Origin of the sequence: Stenotrophomonas bentonitica, from assembly GCF_013185915.1 — a bacterium.
In the GTDB taxonomy this organism is placed as follows: Bacteria; Pseudomonadota; Gammaproteobacteria; order Xanthomonadales; family Xanthomonadaceae; genus Stenotrophomonas; species Stenotrophomonas bentonitica.
In genome coordinates, this window is sequence record NZ_JAAZUH010000001.1 from 540993 (window position 1) to 561705 (window position 20713).

The 20713-nt window shown below is 67.5% G+C and carries 20 protein-coding genes; 6 read left to right on the forward strand and 14 right to left on the reverse strand.

Going from position 1 to position 20713, the window contains the following annotated elements:
* Nucleotides 1-4: 4 nt before the first annotated feature.
* From HGB51_RS02350 to HGB51_RS02360, 3 genes are read right to left on the reverse strand one after another with little or no spacing between them, the layout of a single operon-like run.
* Nucleotides 5-898: a DUF2950 family protein gene (locus HGB51_RS02350; protein WP_070206565.1), complete on the reverse strand. Its 894-nt coding sequence runs from the start codon at nucleotides 896-898 to the stop codon at nucleotides 5-7.
* A 13-nt stretch (nucleotides 899-911) separates the two neighbouring features.
* Complete coding sequence (locus tag HGB51_RS02355; protein ID WP_070206564.1) at nucleotides 912-2252, reverse strand: DUF3300 domain-containing protein; 1341 nt, start codon at nucleotides 2250-2252, stop codon at nucleotides 912-914.
* A gap of 42 nt (nucleotides 2253-2294) precedes the next feature.
* Nucleotides 2295-3092, reverse strand: coding sequence for an OmpA family protein (locus HGB51_RS02360; RefSeq protein ID WP_070206563.1), 798 nt, complete (start codon nucleotides 3090-3092; stop codon nucleotides 2295-2297).
* 211 nt (nucleotides 3093-3303) lie between these two features.
* On the opposite strand from HGB51_RS02360, the gene HGB51_RS02365 reads away from it, so the two are divergent.
* From HGB51_RS02365 to HGB51_RS02385, 5 genes are read left to right on the forward strand one after another with little or no spacing between them, the layout of a single operon-like run.
* Nucleotides 3304-6060, forward strand: coding sequence for an aminotransferase class I/II-fold pyridoxal phosphate-dependent enzyme (locus HGB51_RS02365; RefSeq protein ID WP_070206562.1), 2757 nt, complete (start codon nucleotides 3304-3306; stop codon nucleotides 6058-6060).
* 30 nt (nucleotides 6061-6090) lie between these two features.
* Nucleotides 6091-7791, forward strand: coding sequence for an aspartate:alanine exchanger family transporter (locus tag HGB51_RS02370; RefSeq protein ID WP_070206561.1), 1701 nt, complete (start codon nucleotides 6091-6093; stop codon nucleotides 7789-7791).
* 9 nt (nucleotides 7792-7800) lie between these two features.
* Nucleotides 7801-8658: an OprD family outer membrane porin gene (locus tag HGB51_RS20365; protein ID WP_084738813.1), complete on the forward strand. Its 858-nt coding sequence runs from the start codon at nucleotides 7801-7803 to the stop codon at nucleotides 8656-8658.
* On the forward strand, nucleotides 8631-9155 hold the full coding sequence (locus HGB51_RS20370) for an OprD family outer membrane porin (protein ID WP_343034367.1): 525 nt from the start codon (nucleotides 8631-8633) through the stop codon (nucleotides 9153-9155). Before HGB51_RS20365 ends, HGB51_RS20370 begins: the two co-directional genes overlap by 28 nt.
* A 22-nt stretch (nucleotides 9156-9177) precedes the next feature.
* Nucleotides 9178-10866 carry an aspartate-alanine antiporter-like transporter gene (locus HGB51_RS02385; protein WP_070206558.1) on the forward strand — a complete coding sequence of 563 codons (1689 nt, stop codon included), beginning with the start codon at nucleotides 9178-9180 and terminating at the stop codon, nucleotides 10864-10866.
* Between the two features lie 10 nt (nucleotides 10867-10876).
* Here HGB51_RS02385 and HGB51_RS02390 read toward each other — a convergent pair whose 3' ends face one another.
* From HGB51_RS02390 to HGB51_RS02425, 8 genes are read right to left on the reverse strand one after another with little or no spacing between them, the layout of a single operon-like run.
* Complete coding sequence (locus tag HGB51_RS02390; protein WP_070206557.1) at nucleotides 10877-11494, reverse strand: response regulator transcription factor; 618 nt, start codon at nucleotides 11492-11494, stop codon at nucleotides 10877-10879.
* Nucleotides 11495-11498: 4 nt separating this feature from the next.
* A complete protein-coding gene (locus HGB51_RS02395) occupies nucleotides 11499-12617 on the reverse strand; it encodes a two-component system sensor histidine kinase NtrB (RefSeq protein ID WP_070206556.1) in 1119 nt (372 codons plus the stop codon).
* Between the two features lie 55 nt (nucleotides 12618-12672).
* The gene (locus HGB51_RS02400; protein WP_070206555.1) at nucleotides 12673-13188 is read right to left on the reverse strand and encodes a hypothetical protein; all 516 of its coding nucleotides are present in this window, start codon (nucleotides 13186-13188) and stop codon (nucleotides 12673-12675) included.
* A 1-nt stretch (nucleotide 13189) separates the two neighbouring features.
* Nucleotides 13190-14002, reverse strand: coding sequence for a DUF2092 domain-containing protein (locus tag HGB51_RS02405; protein ID WP_084738811.1), 813 nt, complete (start codon nucleotides 14000-14002; stop codon nucleotides 13190-13192).
* 35 nt (nucleotides 14003-14037) lie between these two features.
* Complete coding sequence (locus HGB51_RS02410) at nucleotides 14038-15021, reverse strand: SphA family protein (protein ID WP_070206614.1); 984 nt, start codon at nucleotides 15019-15021, stop codon at nucleotides 14038-14040.
* A 5-nt stretch (nucleotides 15022-15026) separates the two neighbouring features.
* On the reverse strand, nucleotides 15027-15950 hold the full coding sequence (locus HGB51_RS02415) for a formylglycine-generating enzyme family protein (RefSeq protein WP_070206554.1): 924 nt from the start codon (nucleotides 15948-15950) through the stop codon (nucleotides 15027-15029).
* A gap of 11 nt (nucleotides 15951-15961) precedes the next feature.
* Entirely contained in the window at nucleotides 15962-16474 is a 513-nt protein-coding gene (locus tag HGB51_RS02420; protein WP_084738809.1) for a YidH family protein, read from the reverse strand.
* Nucleotides 16471-16902: a hypothetical protein gene (locus HGB51_RS02425; protein ID WP_070206553.1), complete on the reverse strand. Its 432-nt coding sequence runs from the start codon at nucleotides 16900-16902 to the stop codon at nucleotides 16471-16473. Before HGB51_RS02425 ends, HGB51_RS02420 begins: the two co-directional genes overlap by 4 nt.
* 131 nt (nucleotides 16903-17033) lie before the next feature.
* Here HGB51_RS02425 and HGB51_RS02430 point away from each other — a divergent pair, with 131 nt between their 5' ends.
* Nucleotides 17034-18200: a hypothetical protein gene (locus HGB51_RS02430; RefSeq protein WP_070206552.1), complete on the forward strand. Its 1167-nt coding sequence runs from the start codon at nucleotides 17034-17036 to the stop codon at nucleotides 18198-18200.
* An 18-nt stretch (nucleotides 18201-18218) separates the two neighbouring features.
* On the opposite strand, the gene HGB51_RS02435 is transcribed toward HGB51_RS02430, so the two are convergent.
* The 3 genes from HGB51_RS02435 to HGB51_RS02445 form a co-directional block, all read right to left on the reverse strand.
* Nucleotides 18219-18608 (reverse strand): response regulator, encoded by a 390-nt coding sequence (locus HGB51_RS02435; protein WP_070206551.1) that lies wholly within the window; start codon nucleotides 18606-18608, stop codon nucleotides 18219-18221.
* Between the two features lie 119 nt (nucleotides 18609-18727).
* Nucleotides 18728-19375, reverse strand: coding sequence for a response regulator transcription factor (locus HGB51_RS02440; RefSeq protein ID WP_070206550.1), 648 nt, complete (start codon nucleotides 19373-19375; stop codon nucleotides 18728-18730).
* A 152-nt stretch (nucleotides 19376-19527) separates the two neighbouring features.
* On the reverse strand, nucleotides 19528-20487 hold the full coding sequence (locus tag HGB51_RS02445; protein WP_141738997.1) for an AraC family transcriptional regulator: 960 nt from the start codon (nucleotides 20485-20487) through the stop codon (nucleotides 19528-19530).
* Nucleotides 20488-20713 lie beyond the last annotated feature (226 nt).

Sequence of the window (20713 nt, forward strand, 5' to 3'; positions counted from 1 at the left end):
CCCGTCAACGGGCGGCGGTTGCGTCGGTCTTGACCTCGGTCCAGCTGCTATCGGGATCAAACAACGTCATCGCACGCGCCTGGCTGTCCGTCTCCGGGCCGAGGTCCTTTTCGAACACTTCGCCGGCGTGGCTGATGGTGTAGGTCATCACCCCGCTGTCGCCGTAGTGTGCCGGCCACGCGACCAGCGCGAAGCCGCGGGTCAGCGCGCCCGCCACCGTGTACGGATACGCGCCGCGCGGTGCCGACGCACCCTGCCCCAGCAGGACCTTGTAGTGGTAGCCATGCCATTCGTCCTCTGGCGTCTCACCGCCAAAGAGCGGGCCGAGCGGGCTTTCGCCGCTGGCGTCGGCCGGCCAGTACAGACCGTCGTGCTTGCCCTCGCTGCTGCGCAGCTTCTGCGCGTACTCGGGCAGCGAATCGGCATTGCGGTCGCGCTCTGCGTACTCGAACTGGGCGTCACGGTAGGCCAGCACTGCCTGGACCGCTTCGCGCTCGTTGCGGCCGATCCGGCGCGCCCGCAGTTCCGGCTCGGCACCCTTCAGGTCGAACGCCACACCGCCGCTGGTCTTCTCCAGCGGCAGCGGGAAGGTCCAGCCTTCGTTGCCCACCGCAAGCAACGAACGCCCATTGGCACCGGCCTTGATCGCATGCTTGGCCTGGTAGGCCGCAACGAACGCGTCTACGTCCTGGCGGTCGATGCTGTTGCGCGGCACGTACAGCTCCCAGTCGGCACCGAGCACGGTGGCGACCTGCTCCGGCTGCTGGTCGCGCACCTTGAGTGCGGCGATCAGGGCGTCGGCTGCGGCGGCAGGCGTGGGGTAGGTCTGCTGGGCCGCGGCCGGCAGCGCCAGCAACGCAGTGCAGGCCAAGGTCAACACGGAAAATCGAACGATCATGGGAAGTCTCCGTTCAGCGGCGACGGCCGCCACCACCACCACGGGGCGCAGCCGCCGGCCGGCTCATCGGCCTGCCCTGCGGACGCGAACTGGCCGGGCGCTGTGAGCTCTGCATGCTGCGATGGCCCCGGTTGGCATCGGACAGCGATTGATGCGGATTACGCGCACCGCTGAAGGCATTGTCATGCTGGCTGCCCGGCGGCCGGCCCTGGCCGACGCTGCCCTGTCCACGGCCCTGGCCGGCACCCGCCTGGCCACGGTTCTGGAAGCCGCCTGTATCTGCGCCACCGTGCCGCTGCCCCATCTCGCGCTGCGATGCGCCGGCACGCTCACGCGCCTCGCGGTTGCTGGTGGCAGGCGGCTCGAAGCCACGGCTTTCCATCGACTGCCGCGCGCGGTCGCGCTCGGCACCGCGGGCGTCGTCGCGACCGCGATAGCCTTCGCGTTGCGCGGTGCCGTCACGCTGTCCGGCAAACCGCTCACGGGTCGCACTGTCGCGATACGGCACGCCGTCACGATTGGCCGCGTTGTGCTTCCACTTGCTGTCATTGCGGTTGATCTGGCGGTTGCTGTTGAACTCGTTGTAGCGGTTCACGTCGATATCGATATCGCCATGCCCCCAGTCCAGGTCGCCCCACAGCGCACCGCCCACCGCAACGCCGATGCCGAAGCTGAGCAGCGCCCCGCCCGGGTAGTAGTACGGCGGTGGCGGATAGTAATACGGCGGGTACGCCGGGTACGCCCAGCTCCCATACACCACGCTGGGGTTGTAGCTGGGCACGTAAACCACGTCCGGCTGCGCCGATTCGATCACGATGGTCGGCGGCGTCCACGATTCGGAGCCGGCCTGGGTGGCCACCTTCTGCTGCTCGTTGCTCTTGAGATTCCCCGCCGCTTCGGCCTGGCGGCGCAGCCGCTGTACCGAGTCCATCACCGCGTCGGGCTGGGCCAGGAACGCGTCGCCCATCTTCTGCACCCAGGCCGGGTCCTGGCCCAGCACGGCCAGCAGCTGCGGGAAGGCCACCAGCGACTGCACGCTGGGGTCCCACGCCTGGTTGGCGACCTGGCGCACCGCGTCTTCGCCCTTGGCATCCGGATGCGCCTTGGACCAGGCGACCGCATCGCTCACATCACCCGGGTAACTGGACGCCATCAACACCTGCGCCAGCAGCGAATCCGGGTACAGCGCGACAGGGGCCAGCATCTGGTCCAGCTGTTCCTTCGAGAACGACGTCTTCGCGCTCGTGCTGCCGGACGCCGGTTTGGCCGGCGTCGACGGCGGCGCAGCGGCCGCGCCGGCGCCGAACGCCAGCAGCAGGGCGGCGGCCAGCGCCTGGATCGTGTGGGTATGCATGCAACCTCCGCTTGCGCAATCGCTGCGCGCCGTCTACCGGGTTCAGGGTTTGGCGCCGGCCTGCACGCCCTTGTCCACCACCAGCTTGGCCACCACCTTGCGCGCGCCGCTGTTGCTGCCGCTGCCCGCGTCCGGGGCCACGCCCATGCCGTCGCCGGCGCGCACCCGGCCCGGGGCCAGCCCGGCGTTCTGCTGCAGGTAGTTGGCCACCGCATTGGCGCGCTGGGTGCTCAGCCGCTGGTTGGCCGCCGCGTTGCCGGTGGAATCGGTGAAGCCCTGCAGCACCACCGCATAATTCTTGGTCTGCTTGGCCTTGGCCGCGAACGTGTCCAGGCTGGACTTCGCTGCCGCCGAGAGTTTCGCGCTGCCCGAATCGAAGGTCACATCAACCGCATCCAGCTGTTCATACGTCCCGAACTCATCCATGCGCTTGCCCATCGCGCCGACTTCGGCGTTGGTGGTCGCCATGCCGGCCTCGATCTGCCGGGTGGTGCGCAGGTCCTCGGAACGGAAGCTGATCTCGCGCGCGGCCAGCTGGCTGCCGCTTTCGGTGCCTTCCACGGTCACCGGCAAGCCTGCGGCGAGCACGCTGCTGTCGACCTTTTCATGAATGACGTTGGTCAGGCCCTTGGTCTTCTTCAGCTTGGTCTCCGGCGAGACCGTCACGGTATGCGCGGTGCGGCTCTGGTCGACCACGGTGATGGTGTCGCCCTGCACCGCGGTGATCACCCCCTTCAGCTTGGTCTTGGCCTCGTCGGCGGCATACGCTCCCAGCGCGGTGAGCGCGGCCACCAGGAGAAGGGTGCGGGCGGGGGCCCGGGTCAGGATGCGCTTGGCCATTGCGGGAACTCCGATGAAGTGGGTGGTGTCGCCATGCTGGGCGCGGCCTGTCACCCCGGCTATTGGCCCTTGGGGCTACGCGGCGGCATGGGCCCAAGGGCCAATTTCGGCGTGAGGAAGGCATCACTACGCTGCGCACGTAACCATCACGGCCCTTGCCTGAACAGCGGGCGCCAGTCCTCCACCGATCTGCCGTTTCCGGAGCCATGCCATGAGTGTCGACACTGCCGCCCCGGCGGAGCTTTCCAATGTGCTGGTCGCCGCCTCGATGCGTGCCGACCAGTGGCGCCAGTTGAACGCCGACGCCCGTGCCTGGGCCGCCGGCAACGGCGACAGCGCCGCGCTGCGCGGTGCCTGCGCCAACGGCCTGGCCCGCCTGCGCCGGCTTGAACAATGCTGGGCCTACCCGGGCGAGCGCCTGCTCACCGCACTGACTGAAGCGCTGGGCAGCAATGACGCTGCCCAGTTCGCCCGGCTGGCACGCAAGCTGTCCGCCGCGATCCTGTCCGGCGACTTCCGCCGCGACGAGCAGGCGTGGGACGCCAGCGACGACAGCGACCGTACCCTGCTCGACGCACTTCCGCCGGAACTGCTCGGCAATGCGGACAAGCCGTACTTTGAAGTGCTGGTGGTAACCCCGAACGATCCCGCCCAGTGGCAGCGCGCCCGCGATGAAATGCGTGCGATGCGCCGCGGAGACGATCAGTTCCTGTATGCGGTGGCCCATGCCGGCAGCTTCGAAGACGCCGCGCTGGCGGCGATGGTCAACCCCGACCTGCAGGCCGTGGTGATCGTGGATGGCTTCGGCTTCGCCTCGCTGCTGGACGTGCCCGACCTGAAGGACTTCCTCGGCCGGCAACTCGGCCCGGACGCCGCCGCGCCCACGACCGGCACCGGCGCGTTGTCGACCCGCCTGGCCAGCACGCTGAAACACTTCCGTCCCGAGCTGGACCTGTACCTGCTCACCGACCGCTCGCCCGAAGCGCTGGCCGGCAGCGACGAAGCCGCGCCACTGCGCCGCGTGTTCCACCACGTGGAAGAGCCGATGGAAGTGCACCTGGCGCTGCTGGATGGCGTCGCCGACCGCTTCGAGACGCCCTACTTCGACAACCTGAAGAAGTACGCGCTGCGCCCGATCGGCACCTTCCACGCGCTGCCGATCGCGCGCGGCAAGTCGATCTTCGGCTCGAACTGGATCCGCGACATGGGCCAGTTCTACGGCACCAACATCCTCTTCGCCGAGTCCTCCGCCACAACCGGCGGCCTGGACAGCCTGCTCGAACCCACCGGCACCATCAAGCGCGCGCAGAACGCCGCGGCGCGCGCGTTCGGCGCCAAGCGCGCCTACTTCGGCACCAACGGCACCTCCACCTCGAACAAGATCGTGGTGCAGGCGGTGTGCAAACCCGGCGACATCGTCATCGTCGACCGCAACTGCCACAAATCGCACCACTACGGCTTCGTGCTGAGCGGCGCGCAGCCGTACTACGTGGAAGCGTTCCCGCTGACCCAGTACTCCATGTACGGCGCGGTGCCGCTGCGCACCATCAAGCAGGCGCTGCTGGACTGCCAGGCCGGCGGCACGCTGGACCGGGTCAAGGTCATCGACATGACCAACTGCACCTTCGACGGCCACATGTACAACCCGCGCCGGGTGATGGAGGAGTGCCTGGCGATCAAGCCGGACCTGATCTTCCTGTGGGATGAAGCCTGGTTTGGCTTCGCCCGCTTCAACCCGCTGCACCGCCGCCGCACCGCGATGGGCGCAGCCGCCGCACTCACCGAGCGCTACCGCAGCGACGCCTATCGCAAGGAGTATGCGGACTGGAAGGCCGCGCGCGGCGATGTCGACCCGGGGGATCCGCTGCAGCTGGAAGAACGGTTGCTACCCGATCCGGACAAGGTGCGCATCCGCGTCTACCAGACCAACTCCACCCACAAGTCGATGTCCGCCTTCCGCCAGGGCTCGATGATGCTGGTCTGGGACGAGGACTTCCATGAAGTGGAAGGTCCGTTCGAGGAAGCGTTCTTCGCCCACACCTCCACCTCGCCCAACCTGCAGCTGATCGCCTCGCTCGACCTGGCGCGGCGGCAGATGGAGCTGGAGGGCTACGGACTGACCCTGAAGATGACCGACCTGGCGCTGCGCCTGCGTCGCACCATCAACACCCACCCGCTGATCTCGAAGTACTTCCACGTGGCCACGCCGGAAGAGATGATTCCGGCGGAGTTCCGCGCCTCCGGCCTGCGCGACTACGGCCCGCCGAATGCCAGCTGGGCCGACACCACCCGCGCCTGGGACGAAGACGAGTTCGCGCTCGACCCGACCCGGCTGACCGTGGTCTGCGGCGCGGCCGGGTTCGACGGCACCCAGTTCAAGGGGCTGCTGGCCGAACGCTTCGACATCCAGATCAACAAGACCTCGCGCAACAGCATCCTGGTCCAGACCAACATCAACAATACCCACAGCGACGCCGCGCTGCTGATCAAGGCGCTGGCTGACCTCTCGCGCGAGATCGAATCGCGCCTGGCCCAGGAGGGCGCCGGTGGTCGCCAGGTGTTCGCCGACCGCGTGCGCGCGTTGATGACCGACGTGCCCGACCTGCCCAACTTCAGCCGCTTCCACGACGCGTTCCGCGAAGCACCGGACGGCGACAGCAACGAAGGCCACATGCGCCCGGCGTTCTTCATGGCCTATGAAGAGTCCAACTGCGAGTTCGTCAAGCTGTTCAGCGACGAAGTCGACAAGCGCCTGCGCGACGGACCGGAAATGGTCTCGGCCAACTTCGTCATCCCCTACCCGCCCGGCTTTCCGATCATGGTGCCCGGGCAGGTCATCACCGCCGACACCATCGCGTTCATGCGCAAGCTGGACGTCAAGGAAATCCACGGCTACCACGCCGCGCAGGGCATCAAGCTGATCAAACCGGACGCACTGGAAGGTGTTCGCGCCCGTTCGCTGCAGTGAACCCCCTTTCCAGGACAGGAGATTTTCGCCATGCAAGCGTTCTTCCAGTTCCTCGCGGACAACCCGTACATCCTGCTGTTCTTCACCGTCGGCATGGCGGTGCTGGTCGGCAAATTCTCGGTCAAGGGCTACGGCCTGGGCATGGTCGCCGCGGCGGTCGTGGTCGGCGCCGCACTGGCGACCTGGGCCTCCACCTACGGCGTCAAGCTGCAGCTGGACAACTTCGCCAAGTCGCTCTTCTACTACCTCTTCATGTATGGCGTCGGCCTGCGCGTGGGGCCGGCGTTCTTCAACAGCCTGAAGAAGGACGGCATCACCTTCACCATCCTGGCGGTGATCTGCGCCGTGCTCGGCCTGGTGCTGGTGGTCGGCATGGCCGGCCTGCTCGGCCTGCCGGCCGGTGCCGCCGGTGGCGTGCTGGCTGGGTCGCAGACCATGTCCGCGGCCATCGGCACCGCCGAAATGGCGGTTGAACAGGGCGCCTACCAGCTGCCGCCCGGTACCACCGCCGAACAGGTCTCCGGCATGATCGCGCTCGGCTACGGCGTGACCTATATCTGGGGTACGGTCGGCATCATCCTGATCTGCAAGTACCTGCCGCGCTGGTGGGGCGTGGACGCCCGCAAGGCCGCGCTGGAGTACGAAAAGGAACACGGCGTGCGCAACGTCGATGACGCCGCGCTGTCGGGCTACCGCGGTGGTGGCCTGCGTGCCTACCGGCTGGAGAATGCCGGCACTGCCGGCCAGAGCATCGCCGACTTCCGCCACAAGTACCCGCAGTACCGCATCGTCAACGTGCGGCGTGGGGATGAATCGGTAGGCGCAGGGCCTGACGTGGTGCTGCAGACCGGCGATGTGATCGCGCTCGGCGGCCGCCTCGAAGACCTCACCGCCAACCTCGGCCTGATCGGCACCGAAGTGGACGACCCGCAGGCGCTCAACGTGCCGCTGGACCAGGCCGAGATCCTGGTCACCGACAAGGACTTCGTCGGCAAGCCGCTGAAGACGCTCTCCACCGAGGACTTCGCCGGCCAGCTGCAGGTCACCCGCCTGGAACGCGCAGGCGAACCGTTCCCAGTCGGCGCGGAGACCGAACTGAAGCGGCTGGACGTGCTGCATGTCACCGGCCTGAAGAGCGCCGTGGACAAGGCCGCCGCACTGCTCGGCAAGGTCGCCCGCCCCAGCACCACCACCGACCTGCTGACCCTGTCGCTGGGCATGGTGCTGGGCCTGCTGATCGGCAAGATCAACGTGCCGGTGGGCGACTTCTCGGTGGGCCTGGGCAATGCCGGCGGCCTGCTGCTGTCGGGCATCCTGGTGTCCTCCGTGGTGTCGCGGCTGCGCTACTTCGGCAGCACCCCGAACGCGGCGCGCAACATCCTTGAAGACCTGGGCCTGGTGACCTTCATCGCCATCGTCGGCATCAACGCCGGTGCCACGCTGCTGGAACAGCTGACCGGTGCGATCGCGGTCAAGATCTTCCTGGCCGGCTTCGTCGCCAGTACCGTGCCGCCGTTCATCACCTGGGCCATCGGCTACCACTTCTTCAAGATCAACCCAGCCGTGCTGATGGGTGGCGTGGCCGGTTCGCGCTCGCATTCCGGGCCCGCCCGCGAAGCGGCCAAGGAGATCGGCAGCACCGTGCCCTGGGTGGGGTTCCCGGTGGGGTATGCCGTCTCCGGCGTGCTGTACACGGTGTTTGGTTACTTCGCGATGGTCCTGTCGAACTAGGAGAACGGCATGAAGACGCTCACCCGACTGATGGCGATGACGGCGGTGCTGCTGCCCGGGTGGGTCGCCGCACAGACGGCGCCCGCAACGGCGCCGCCTACTGCCGACGACGAGTATGTGGAATCCGAACCCAGCTCCACCGAACAGGGCCAGACCCCGCTCGACCAGGCGTTCGGCCCGCGCGACCGCGCCACCTGGATCCGCGAGACCCGGCGCAAGGCGTGGCAGGACACCAAGTGGGACGTGCAGGCCCGCACGTTTTACCTGGACCGCGACAAGTACGACGACAGCCAGAGCACCGCGTGGGCTTTGGGCGGTTCGGTGGGACTGAAGACCGGCTACTTCCGCGACCGCTTCGCGCTGGCTGCCACCGGCTACACCTCGCAACGCCTGTACGGCCCGGACGACAAGGACGGCACCCTGCTGCTCGCCCCCGGGCAGGAAGGCTACACCGTGCTCGGCGAGGCCTACGGCGAGGTGCTGCTCAACGACGACACCCGGCTCAAACTGGGCCGGTTCGGCATCGACTCGCCCTACATAAACCGCAACGACGCGCGCATGACGCCCAACACTTTCCAGGCGCTGGCCCTGCAGGGCTTGTACGGCGGCGAGAACGGTGCCCCGGAATGGCGCGTGGGCGCAGGCTATTTCGACAAGATCAAGGAGCGCAACTCGGACGAGTTCGTGAACATGGCCAAGGACGCCGGCGCGCCGGCCTGGGTAAAGCGCGGCGTGTACACGCTGGGTGCCAACTACAAGAAGGGCAACTCAGCGGCGGTGCGATCTACTACCACAGCAACGACATCATCGGCATCTTCTACACCGAGGGAAAATACGGCATTCCGCTCGGCGACGACTGGAAGCTGACCCTGGCCGCGCAGTACACCGACCAGGACAGCGCCGGCGACAACCTGCTGCGCGACGCCGATTTCTCCTCCCGGCAATGGGGTGGCAAGGCCGAGCTCGGTTGGAAAGGCGCGCTGTTCACGACCGGCTATACCCGCGCCAGCGGCGGCGCCAACATGCAGAACCCGTGGAGCGGTTACCCCGGCTTCACCAGCGTGCAGGTGGAGGACTTCAACCGCAACGGCGAAGGCGCCTGGTTGATGCGCGCCTCGTACGCGTTCGAGTCGTTGAAGGGGCTAAGCCTGTACGCGCTGTACGTGGACGGCTCGGACCCGGATTCGCCCACCGAGTACGCCAAGGACGAATACAACCTCAACGCGCAGTGGGCGATTGCCGAGGGTGCGCTGAAGGGCCTGATGATGCGCGTGCGCTATTCGCACGTGAAGCAGAAGGACCCGCTGTCCAGCGACCTGGACGACATCCGCCTGCTGGTCTACTACGACCCGCCCAGCCTCTGAGGCACCCGGCAAGGAGATCCATATGGCCTGGCTCGCGTCGGTGCTGACCCGCTACCCGGAGCTGGCCGTGTACCTGGCGCTGGCCCTGGGCTACTGGGTCGGCGGCTTCAAGGTGAAGGGCTTCCAGCTCGGCGGCGTTACCGGTTCACTGCTGGCCGGCATGCTGCTCGGCTGGGCCTTTGAAGTTCCCGTCGCCGCCGCCGCCAAGTCGCTGGTTTTCCTGCTGTTCCTGTTCGGTATCGGCTACGAAGTCGGTCCCCGCTTCGCCCCGGCGATGAAAGGCGACGGCTGGCGCTACGCGGTGCTGGCGGTATTCATGCCGGTGGTGGGCCTGGTCGTGGCGCTGCTGGTGGCACGCGGGTTGAAGCTCGACCCCGGGCTGGCCGCCGGCATGATGTCCGGCGCACTGACCGAGTCACCGGCCATGGGCACCGCAGCCGAAGCGATCCAGCGGCTTCCGATCGACGACGCGCTTAAGGCCCGCTACGTGGCCCATGTCGGCGTTGCCGACGCCCTGTGCTACGTGGTTGGCGCACTTGGGGTCATCTTCACCTGCAATGTTTTCGGCCCACGGCTGCTGCGTTGCAACCTGGTGGACGATGCGCTGGCGCTGGAGCAGCGCTTCGGGATCGAGCGCACCCGCGCCGGCGTGGCATCGGCCTGGCAGCCGTTCGACACCCGCGCCTACCGGATCACCGCCGGCATGCCCATCGCCGGTCGCAGCGTAGCCGAAGCCGAGCGCCTGCTCCCCGGTGAGCGCCTGTTCGTATATCGCATCCGACAGCAAGGCGAACTCATCGAGCCACGACCCGACACCCGCCTCCAGGCCGGCGACCTGGTCGCGATCGGCGGCCACCGCCACGCCCTGGTGGAGCTGCTGGGCGAACGGGCCGACGAAGTCGATGATCCGACATTGCTCGACGTGCCGTTGGCCTCGCACCGGGTCCTGGTCAGCAAGGCCACGTGGGCAGGCCGTACCCTGCAGCAGATCGCGGAAGGCGATGCCGTGCGCGGGGTGTTCCTGCGCTGGATCCTGCGCAATGGGCAGAAGATGCCGATCGGCACGCAGACCGTGATCGAACGCGGCGACGTGCTGTTGCTGGTCGGGCCGGAACCGGCGGTGGAACGCGCGGCCGCCGAACTGGGCGCCATCGTGCACGCCACCGAGGCCACCGACTTCGTCGCGGTGGGGTTGGCAGTTTTCCTTGGCGCGGTGTTCGGTATCGTGGCCGTCGTGCCGCTGGGCAACGTCTCGGTCACGGTCGGCACCAGTGTCGGCGCCCTGCTGGCCGGCATCGTCACCGGCCACCTGCGCGCCAGCCGTCCGTTGTTTGCCCGGGTGCCCGACAGCGCGGTCAAGTTCATGCAGGCCTACGGCCTGGCGGCGTTCGTGGCCATGGTCGGGCTGGGCGCCGGCCCGCACTTCGTCGAGGCGATGCAGCAGCATGGGGTCAGCCTGTTCGTGGGCGGCATCGTGGTCACCATGAGCCCACTGCTCAGCGGCCTCTGGTTCGGGCACAAGGTGCTGAAGATTCCCCCGGTACTGCTGCTCGGCGCCATTTCCGGCGCGCAGACTTTCACGGCCGCCCTCGCGGCCCTGCAGGAACGCTCGGGCAGTTCCATCGCGGTGATCGGCTACTCCGGCTCGGTGGCCATCGCCCACGTGCTGCTGACCACCTGGGGCACGGTGATGGTGATGGCGATGTCCTGAGCCGCAGGGCTCAGAACGCGCAGGTCACCACATGCGCCTGTTCGGCCTGGCGCACCAGCGCCGCCACCGAACGCACCCCGAACTTGTGCATGATCCGGCTGCGATGCACCTTGGTGGTCTTCAGCGAGATGCCCAGGTCCGCCGCGATCTGCTTGTTGAGGCGGCCGGCGATGATGTGCGGCAGCACTTGGCGCTCGCGCGGGGTCAATGCGTTGTAGCGCTGCACCGCCAGCTGTTCGCCCAGCCGCCGCGTGCGCGTGGACGCATCGTGGTCGATGCCGCGCCGCACCGCCGCCAGCAGCACCTCCACGTCCACCGGCTTGGTCAGGAAATCCAGCGCACCGGCACGCATCGCCGTGGCGCAGCTGGACACGTCGGCCGTGGCACTGACGAAAATCAGCGGCGGTGCCTGGCCGGAATCGCCGAGCAGGCGCTGCAGCGCCAGCCCGTCCATGCCCGGCATGTTCAGGTCCAGCACCACACAGCCGCCCAGCGCCGGGTCATAGCGGGTCAGGAACTCGTTGGGCGACGCGCTGAGGGTGACCTCAAGTCCATCGGCCTTCAGGCATCGCCCCAGCGCGGTCAGCACACCGGGGTCATCGTCAACCACATGCACGACAGTGTTCATGGCGTCACTCCAGGATGGGTAGATCAATGCAGAACACAGCGCCGCCGCCCGGCAGGTTGGCCGCTTCGATGCTGGCGCCGTGCGCGCGCAGTAGGGTGCGGCAGATCGCCAGCCCCATGCCCAGGCCGTTAGGCTTGCTGGTCTGGAACGGGGCGAAGATGGCATCCAGCCGGTCCGGCGCGATGCCCGGCCCGGTGTCGCGCACTTCCACCCGGATCACGTCGGTGGAGGGTGCGTGGGTACAGAGGGTGAGCACCCGCTGCGGGCTGTCGGCCATCGCGTCGCAGGCATTGAGGATCAGGTTCAGCAGCACCTGCTGCAGCTGCACGGTATCGCCGTGGACCCGGCTGATCGGCGCGCGCAGGTCCAGCCGGTACTCCACCCCCCGGTTGATCAGGTCGTTGCGGATGATCCGGATCGAATCGTGGACCATCTCATCCACCACCAGCGGCCCGAAGCTGCGGCACTCCCTTCGCAGCAGGCCGCGCAGGCGGCGGATCACTTCACCGGCGCGCTGGTCGTTCTCCACGATGTCTTCGAGAATCTCGCGGATGTCGGCGATTTCGCCCGGGTCGCGGCGCAGGATCCGCAGCGCGGCCTGGGCGTTGCTGAGGATCGCCGCCAACGGCTGGTTGAGCTCATGCGCCAGCGAGCCGGAAATTTCGCCGACCAGGGTCACCCGCGACATGTGCGCCATGCTTTCGCGTTCGAAGGCGATTTCCTGCTCGGCATTGCGCTTGTCGGTCAGGTCGTTGACCGCCACCACCCGATGCATGCGCCCGTCCAGATCCACGCGGTTGACCATGACCTCGGCTGGAAAGTGGTCGCCGCCACGGCGGCGTCCCTGCGGGTCATGGCCCGGCAGTGGCTGGGTCTGCTCCGCCCAGGTCGGCGCGCCGCGTGGACGCACCACGACGCCCAGGTCCGGCAGCAGCTGGGCGATGGCGCGCCCATCCATGTCGGCGCGCGGATAGCCAAATACCGACGCAGCACGATCGTTGGCGTAGCGGATGGTGCCTTCCGGGTCGACCAGAAGCAGTGCCGTAGGTACGGCGTCCAGCAGCGCGCGAAGCTGTTCCTCCGCGTGGCTGCGGTCGCCGTCCTGCCGATTCAGTGCAACCATGCGCACCTCCTCCTTCCCATGTCCCCCTTGTCCGCAGGCGCCCTCGCCTGCGCGTTCAGCGTGGTGGATTGATCACCACGTACTGCACCGTCGTGCCGCTGTAGCGCGGCTCGTACCAGGTGTTGCCGCACTGCTGGTAGGCCATGCCGTTGATCACCGTGGTCACGCAGCTGGGCGGCACCGAGTTGACGATCGAACCGATCACCGCCGAGGTCACCGCCACCCCGGCCGTCACCGCCGCCGCGGTGGCGAACGGATGGTCGTCGTAGCGGTCCCAGTGGTCGTCGTAGTGACCGTGGTTGTCGACATGCACGTCCACATTCCGGTTCACGTTGACGTTGCGGTTGACGTTGCGGTTCACATCACGGTTCGCAGCGCGGTTGACGTCGCGATGGTCGCCGCCATGCGGCCGCTCCACCGGCCGGTTGATGTTGCTGTGTGCGCTGGCGCGCGCATGGCCGCCGCCACGTGCGCCATGCTGTGCATTGACCGGGGTGATTCCGATGGCCAGCAGGACCAGCAGGCTGCCAGCGGCGAGCAGCGAAGTACGGGGATTGGGCAAGCAGCGCATGTCAATTCTCCTGGCCAGCATCAGAGGCTGCTACCGCAACCGGCACCAGCTTGATCCGCGCCGCGTCGGCAGGCGGGGTGAACTGGAAGGCGGTGGCCGGCACCGGCGTACGCGTGTCCCAATGCAGCCGCGCCCGGTACTGCGGCTGGGTCGGGTCGTCCAGCGCATTGATCACCAGCTTCTTCGGCAACGAGGTCTCGTTCGAGATCCACACCTGCCAGTCCACCGCGTCCTGCTTGAAGGCATACTGCTCTACCGCCTCACCGTCAATGGTGCCGCCGCCGATGTGCAGCGCGTTGCGGATGTTGCTCTTGGGCGCCTTGTCGGTGCCCCACAGGAACATGTCCGCCAGTGGCAGTTCGATGCCGTAGCGGGTCGACGCGCGGTCGACCAGCTCGCCCAGGGTTGCGCCAACCCCGTCCACCTGCGCGTAGTACTTCAGGCGCGGCGAGTACACGGTCAGTGCATTGCCGTCGTAGATCAGCTGGCGCAGCTGGCGGTCGCTGTTCAACTCCAGGAACAGCTTGTCCGGCGTGTGCACCTTGTAGGTCACCAACCCGTCCAGCTCGATCTTCTGGTCATTGTCCAGCACCAGCTCGGTGCTGCCCTCCGAGGTCAGCGTGAACTGCTTCAGCGACCGCAGTGCGGCGCCCATGCGATCCAGTGCGGCCAACGCTTCCGGATCAAGGTCGGTGGCGGCGGCCCCGGCCGCTGGCGCACTGGGCGGTGCGGCGTACAGCGGCATGGCACCCGCGACCAGCCCACCCAGCAGCAGGCAGGCAGTACGGGCGACGGAGGAAGCTGCGGTAGGCATGGGGTATCTCCAGAAGCGATGGAAAGGCGCGCGGCTCAGAAGCCCGCGCTGATCGACACGCTCCAGGGGTCGCCCTCGAAGCGGTTGCGCACGCTGAACTCACTCAGGTATCGCACTGACACATCCACGTGCTCGCCGCCCGACCATTTCTTGCCATAGGTCAGAACTGGGCCCAGGCCAAACGAGCGGCCCTTGAAGCCGTTGAGCTGGTCGGCCAGGTCGCTGTCGTCGTCCTGCACCTGCTGGATCCAGCCGCCCGCCGCGCCGAAACCCCAGCCGCTGGGGGTGCGCTTGACCAGCAGCGCATCGGCGCGCAGGTGCAGGCCATTCTTGTAGTCGGTCACGTCATTGCGGCTGTACCAGTCCATGCCGCCCAGCACGCTGAACTCCAGCGTGCCCTTCTGGAACAGGTGCGTGTAACCGACCGCCGGCGATACCGTCCACACGTTCAAGCCCGGGTTGGCCAGCTTGCCCGGCGTGTACTTGGCGGTCGGCGCGTAGACGTAGAGCCCGAACGACACGTGCTGCACTTCGTTGATGTGGTACCCGGCGATCACAGGCGCGAAGTACACGTCGAACCAGTTCGACGTGGTGTCTTCGGTGCGCACCTGGTTGCCCAGCGGTCCGCGCAGGCTGGCAGTGATGTCCGCGTCGATGTACGGCGCGGTCAGCATCGAGGCGAAGTTCCAGCGCCCGGCCTTGGTCGGCCAGACATACACGCCCGTCGCCGCAATCAGGCTGACATCGGCCTCCAGCCCCAGCGAGACCTGCCCGGCCACCGGTGCCGCCCGGCTGCCACCGATCTTGCCGCTGTAGTTCACGTAGCTCAGCGACCACTGCATGCCCGGGTCGGGCGGAATCACGCCCACGTACGAGGTGATCTGCATCCCGGTGATGGAGCGGCCAAGCCCGCCTTCCACCGCGTGCGCGGGCAGCGCCGCCACCACGGCCAGGGTGCCGAGCAGCACCGCGCTGGCGATGCAGTGGCGGCGGTAATGGGTCGCAGTGGTCGTGGTCATGGCGGTCACCGTTCCACGCAGCGGAAGCCGACGTGGCAGGTCGAGGTATCGATGGGCTGCGCCATGCGCGCGGCCGGCCGGTACCGGCGGCAGTAGTTCGGCGCGCAAAGGTGCGAGCCACCCTTCATCACACGGCGCGGAATGCCGCTGCGGTCATGGGGGTCATGGCTGCGCTGGCGCTCGCCACCGCGCGGGTTGTCAATCGCGCAGCAGGGCTTGCTCGGAATCTGGTCGTGCTGCTGGTACCAGTCGCTTGTCCATTCCCACACGTTGCCGATCATGTCGTACAGGCCGTAGCCATTGGGCGCATAGCTGCCCACCGGCGAGGTCCAGCGGTAACCGTCCTCGTCCAGGCTCTGCCACGGGAACTCGCCCTGCCAGGTGTTGGCCTGGTGGCGGCCGCGCGGGGCCAGTTCATCGCCCCACGCGAACTCGCTGGGCTCCTGCCCACCGCGCGCGGCGAACTCCCATTCCGCCTCGGTTGGCAGCGACTTGCCGATCCACTCGGCGTAGGCCTGCGCGTCGGCGAAGGTCAGGTGCACCACCGGGTGGTCGTCCAGCCCGTCCAGCCGGGTGAACGGTCCGCGCGGGTGGCGCCAATCGGCACCGGCCACGTACTGCCACCAGTTGTGGGTATTGGACATGTCCACCGGCCCTTGCGGCTGCACGAACACCACAGACGACGGCACCAACAGCGCCGGGTCCGCGCCCGGGTAGTCGCGCGGGTCGGCCGGCCGTTCGGCGAAGGTCACATAGCCGGTGTCGCGGACGAAGCGCGAGAACTCGCGGTTGGTCACCGGGTAGCGGTCGATCCGGAACGGCGCCACCCGCACCTTGTGCGCCGGCTTTTCTTCCGGGTAATGGTCGTTCGAGCCCATCAGGAACAACCCGCCTTCGATATCGATCATGGTGTCGGCTACTACGCTCATCGTGTATCTCCTCAGCCGAACGGTGCGATGTTGAAGGACATTCCCGCGATCGCCAGCAGGCCCAGCAGCCACAGCAGGCCGGCCGTGATCAGGGTCAGCGAAACCGGGTAATGGGTTTCGCCGTGGATCAAGCCTTCATCACGCATGCGGGTACGCTCGGCGCGCAACTCCTGCATGTAGCGCAGGTGGTAGATGATGCCCAGCGTGAGCATCACGATCCCCAGTGCTACCAGCGCCACGCCGAAATTGCGCGGCGCGTGCGGCTTCAGGCTGACCCCGGGCATTTCCAGCATGTGCCCGAAGAACTGATAGATGGTGAAGCCGAAGCCGATCAGCGAGAGCGCGGTGCGCATGATCGACATGAGCGTGCGGTCGGCGCTCATGCGCGTGCGCTGGAACGACATGCCGGTGCGCCGCGAGGACAGCTCCAGCGACACCGCGTCGGCGCTGCCCAGGGTCGCCTGGGCCTGGTCCAGCGTCACTGCACGGTCAGCCAAGGCCTTGCGAGGATCCTTATCGGTCATGACGCAGAATCCTTGCGTGTGGTCGGATGGCGGCGGAACCAGCGCGCGGCCAGCCGGGTGAAGATGCCGCGCATGATCAGGTAGGGAACGAAACCGAGCGCAACGGCCAGCACGAACGCTTCCAGCGGATGGGGAAAGCCACCGTAGACACGGACCTGGTAGATCGCGTCCATCACCACGCCGAGCAGCAGGATCCGCGCCGTGGCGGTCACGCCTTCCCGCCACAGTGCAAGGTGCTCGCGCGGAGTGCTGCGCATCATCCGTGCCGCATAGGGGGCCTTCCCGGCCCGGGCATCGCGCACGCCATCGATCAACGCGGTGATCAGCGCCATGGTCGGCTGCAGGAAGAAGCGGAAGGTCATCGGACCGTCGGTTCGTCCCACCAGGTCGGCCCAGAAGCGGGTCAGGAAATCGATGACCAGAAGCATTGCCGGTTTCCGTTGCGGTGGCGTCCAGCTTGGGGGCGGGGCTGACTGCGCACATCGGGATTGGTACTGCACCGGCACCAGTATTTTTACTGCCCCGGAATCGCCCCGGCCCGGCGCTATGCTCGGTACGCATGAGCCAGGACAGCTACTCCTTGATGCGCGGCGGGCTGGTGCATCGCCTGCTGCATGCCAGCGGCGCGCTGCACCGCAGTCGGCGCCTGTCGCGCTGGCTGGCACTGCTGCTGGTGGCGGTGAGCCTGGTGCCGATGCTGCTGCTGGCCAATGCAGAAGGCATGCTCTGGCCCCGTCCGGGTTCCATGGCGCTGTTGGGCGACTACGCCACCCTCGCCCGCCTGCTGCTCGCGCTGCCCCTGCTGGTGCTGGCCGCGCCGCGCGCCGACGACCTGCTGCGCAGCGCGCTGCGCCAGCTGACCCAGGCCAGCCTGGTCCGCCCGCATCGCCAGCCGCGCCTGCAGACGTTGCTGGCGCGGGTATTGCGCTGGCGCGACAGCTGGTGGCCGGAGCTGGCCTGCATCGCCCTCGCCTTCGCCCCGGTGGTCTACCAGGGCGGCGTTGTCACCCTGCTGGTGGGCGTTCCCGACTGGCGCGTGGCCGGCGGCGAGGTCACGGCGGCCGGCGACTGGTATGCCTGGGTCGGCACCCCGCTGTTCCGGATGGTGGTGCTGCTCTGGCTGTGGCGGTTTGTGTTGTGGACGATGCTGCTGTGGCGGCTGCCAGCGGTGGGGCTGGAGCTGCACGCCGAACATCCCGACCGCAGCGCAGGGCTGGCCTTCCTCGGGTTGGCCCAGGAACGCTTCAGTGCCCTCGCTGCGGCAGGTGCGGTGCTGGTCTCCGGCACCTGCGTCAATCAGATGATCTACATGGGCACCACGCTGTACGAACTGCGCCACCTGCTCGTCGGCTACGTGGTCGGCGTGTGCCTGCTGCTGATGGCCCCGCTGCTGCTGCTCACCCCGCTGCTGGTGCGCACCCGCCGCCACGCGCTGTATCGCTTCGACGGACTGGGCAACCGCGCGGCCGCCACCTTCGAAGAGCGCTGGCAGGCCGCCAGTGAAAGCACCGCGGGCACGGCGTCGCTGGTCGACACCGGCGACGCCTCGGCCATCGCCGACTTCGCCGGCGTCTACCAGGGCATCGTGGCGATGTCGGTGGTACCGGTCACGCGCCGGAACCTGCTCTCGGTCGCGATGGCCGCCACCGTGCCGCTGCTGCCGCTGGCGCTGCTGGCGTTCCCGTTCGACGAGCTGGTCGCCAAGCTGATGGGCATCCTGGTCTGAGCAACCGCGCGTTGTTGGCTACAGCGATCGCGAGACGAAGGGTTCACCGCGCAGCGCGGCCTGCACGGCCAGCGCCAGGTCGTCGCCGGCATCGGATTTGAGCACGTAACTGCACGGCCCCAGCGCCATCGCCTGCTCGACCATCTGCGGCTCGGCATGCACGGTGATGAACACCACGCCCAGCACCGGGCGCTGCACGCGCAGCCGCCGCGCCGCCTCCAGCCCGTCGATCTCCGGCATGGCGATGTCGGTCACCACCACGTCCGGCAGCATGCTCTGCGCCGCCTTGACCAGCGACGCGCCGTCCTGGACCAGGCCGATCACTTCGAACTGTTCGGCCAGCAACCCGCGCAGCTGCCGCCCCATCGCGGAACCGTCTTCGGCCAGCAGCACACGGGCAGCGTTCATGGGGTCCCGTCAGGTAATCGCACACCCTGATGGTGTGCCGCACCCGAGGCGGGAACAAGGGAAAAACAACGGGGCGCAGGCAAGTAAATCTACTTGCCACGCGCCACGGCCGCCCCGGCTCAGTGCCGGATCAGCCCCTCGTGCTCGGCCTTGCGCACCAGTTCCAGGGTGCCGTGCACGCCCAGTTCCTGCATGATCGCGTACTTGTGCGATTCGATGGTGCGGACCGAAACGCCCAGCTCGTAGGCGATCTGTTTGGAACGCAGCCCGCGCGCGACGTATTCAAGGATGCGCAGCTGCTTGTCGGTCAGCACGTAGTGCTGCCGCCCGGCATTGGCGATGGCGTCCACCGCCAGGGTCGGGGTCACGTAGGTGTGCCCGCCCATCACGCCGGCCAGGGCTCGCACCAGCTCTTCGCCGGCTGCACTCTTGAGCACGTACCCGCGTGCACCGGCCCGTATCGCCTCGGCCGCCACGCTGGATTCGTCGTGCATGGTCAGGAATACCACCGGCATCTCATAGCCTTCCTCGCGCATCCTGCGTAACGCCTGGATGCCGGTCAGGCCGGGCATGCTGATGTCGGCCACCACCACGTCGGGTGGATCGCGTCTTACCGCTTCCACCAGTTCCTCGCCGGAAGACACCAGTTCGATCGAATCGAAACGGTCTTCCAGCAGGTGTTCGATACCCTGCGCCACCACCCGGTGGTCATCTGCCAGTACTACCCGGCGGTATCGGCACTCCGCCGTCGAATACGAAACCTGCATGTGCTCGTCTCCCGTGGCCATCAATCGTCCCCTGATTGAAGTACTGCGCGGAGCGGCTCTCCGGCCGTTTCCGTGCAACGCCCTGAAAATTACAGTCGCTGTGTGATGGAACTGTGACGAAAACGTATTCTGTGACTCACGTTCCCAACAATTCAGCTGCGCAGCGTGTCGCGCGGGCTTTCTCCGAATACATCACGGTACATGACGGAAAACCGGCCAAGGTGGGCGAACCCATAGCGGGTGGCGACCTCGGTGACCCCGACCCGCCCCTGCGCGCGGCGCAGGGCGCTGCGCGCCAGGTTCAGCCTCGCCAGCTGGTGCCAATGGCACGGGCCGTGGCCGTAGGCATCATGGAACAGGCGCTCCAGCTGGCGTTCGCCCACCCCCAGGTAGCTGGACAATGCGCGGCTGTCGTAGGCATTTTCCAGCTGCGATTTCAGGTAGGCCTCGGCCTGGCGCACGATCGCGTCGCGCCGGCGTTCGATGCCACTGCCCAGCCCGCGCCGCTCCGGACCGCCGTCACTGGCGCCCACCGCATCGATGAACACCCCCAGCAGGGTACTGGCCTGCACCTCCAGCTGCTCCGGCAGCACCACGCCCTGCCATTCGGCCGCTTCCTGCAACACCGAGAACACCCCTTCGCGCAGGTTGCGTGCATCCTTCGGCGCCGCCGCCCGGCTGTGCCAGCCGGTGCGGGGCAATCGCAGTTCGCGGCCGAGCCGCCGCACCGACTCGCGCTGCAGCACCTCGCGGGGAATCAGCATCACCGCCCATTGCCAGCCGCCGGGACTGGGCCGGACGTTCAACTCGCTGTCCTCGGCAAATACCATGACCTGGCCTGCGGCAATCCAGCGGCCGTTGGCCCACATCGGCTCTTCACAGGTCACCGCCAGTGCCAGCGCGATCATGCCCTGGCTGAAACTGCCGCTGGCGAAGATCGGCAACGTATAGGCGCCGCTGTCGAGGCTGAACTCCGGAAACACCAATCGCTGCACACAGGCGCGGAAGTGGCCGGAGGCCAGCAGGCGCTGTTCGAAGCGTGTATCGCGGACCACCCCGAGCAGGGCGTCTGCATCGAAACCGTCAACCACGAAACGGCTGTACGGTGACATCGGTTCATCCATCGCCAGCTCCCCCGTTGCGTCGGAATGTGGATAGCGTGCGTCGCGTCAACCTGATTACATCGGCCCGATTGTGGGGCTGAAGCAACACGGCGGCAAGCGGTCAAGCAGAGGGTCGTACCACGCATGGCGCATGGATCGCCTTTCGCGATCCCGCCCATCTCCCCGAGGTGCAGAGTGCAGGCCAGCAGCCAGGTGAATCGTGTCGGCGTGGAAG

Coding starts and splice junctions, on each gene's coding strand:
- HGB51_RS02350 (WP_070206565.1), bottom strand. CDS start 898: ATGATCGTTCGATTTTCCGTGTTGACCTTGGCCTGCACTGCGTTGCTG.
- HGB51_RS02435 (WP_070206551.1), bottom strand. CDS start 18,608: ATGAACGCTGCCCGTGTGCTGCTGGCCGAAGACGGTTCCGCGATGGGG.
- HGB51_RS02385 (WP_070206558.1), top strand. CDS start 9,178: ATGGCCTGGCTCGCGTCGGTGCTGACCCGCTACCCGGAGCTGGCCGTG.
- HGB51_RS02445 (WP_141738997.1), bottom strand. CDS start 20,487: ATGTCACCGTACAGCCGTTTCGTGGTTGACGGTTTCGATGCAGACGCC.
- HGB51_RS02370 (WP_070206561.1), top strand. CDS start 6,091: ATGCAAGCGTTCTTCCAGTTCCTCGCGGACAACCCGTACATCCTGCTG.
- HGB51_RS02395 (WP_070206556.1), bottom strand. CDS start 12,617: ATGGTTGCACTGAATCGGCAGGACGGCGACCGCAGCCACGCGGAGGAA.
- HGB51_RS02430 (WP_070206552.1), top strand. CDS start 17,034: ATGAGCCAGGACAGCTACTCCTTGATGCGCGGCGGGCTGGTGCATCGC.
- HGB51_RS02400 (WP_070206555.1), bottom strand. CDS start 13,188: ATGCGCTGCTTGCCCAATCCCCGTACTTCGCTGCTCGCCGCTGGCAGC.
- HGB51_RS02420 (WP_084738809.1), bottom strand. CDS start 16,474: ATGACCGATAAGGATCCTCGCAAGGCCTTGGCTGACCGTGCAGTGACG.
- HGB51_RS20365 (WP_084738813.1), top strand. CDS start 7,801: ATGAAGACGCTCACCCGACTGATGGCGATGACGGCGGTGCTGCTGCCC.
- HGB51_RS02415 (WP_070206554.1), bottom strand. CDS start 15,950: ATGAGCGTAGTAGCCGACACCATGATCGATATCGAAGGCGGGTTGTTC.
- HGB51_RS02405 (WP_084738811.1), bottom strand. CDS start 14,002: ATGCCTACCGCAGCTTCCTCCGTCGCCCGTACTGCCTGCCTGCTGCTG.
- HGB51_RS02355 (WP_070206564.1), bottom strand. CDS start 2,252: ATGCATACCCACACGATCCAGGCGCTGGCCGCCGCCCTGCTGCTGGCG.
- HGB51_RS02360 (WP_070206563.1), bottom strand. CDS start 3,092: ATGGCCAAGCGCATCCTGACCCGGGCCCCCGCCCGCACCCTTCTCCTG.
- HGB51_RS02410 (WP_070206614.1), bottom strand. CDS start 15,021: ATGACCACGACCACTGCGACCCATTACCGCCGCCACTGCATCGCCAGC.
- HGB51_RS02390 (WP_070206557.1), bottom strand. CDS start 11,494: ATGAACACTGTCGTGCATGTGGTTGACGATGACCCCGGTGTGCTGACC.
- HGB51_RS02440 (WP_070206550.1), bottom strand. CDS start 19,375: ATGCAGGTTTCGTATTCGACGGCGGAGTGCCGATACCGCCGGGTAGTA.
- HGB51_RS02365 (WP_070206562.1), top strand. CDS start 3,304: ATGAGTGTCGACACTGCCGCCCCGGCGGAGCTTTCCAATGTGCTGGTC.
- HGB51_RS02425 (WP_070206553.1), bottom strand. CDS start 16,902: ATGCTTCTGGTCATCGATTTCCTGACCCGCTTCTGGGCCGACCTGGTG.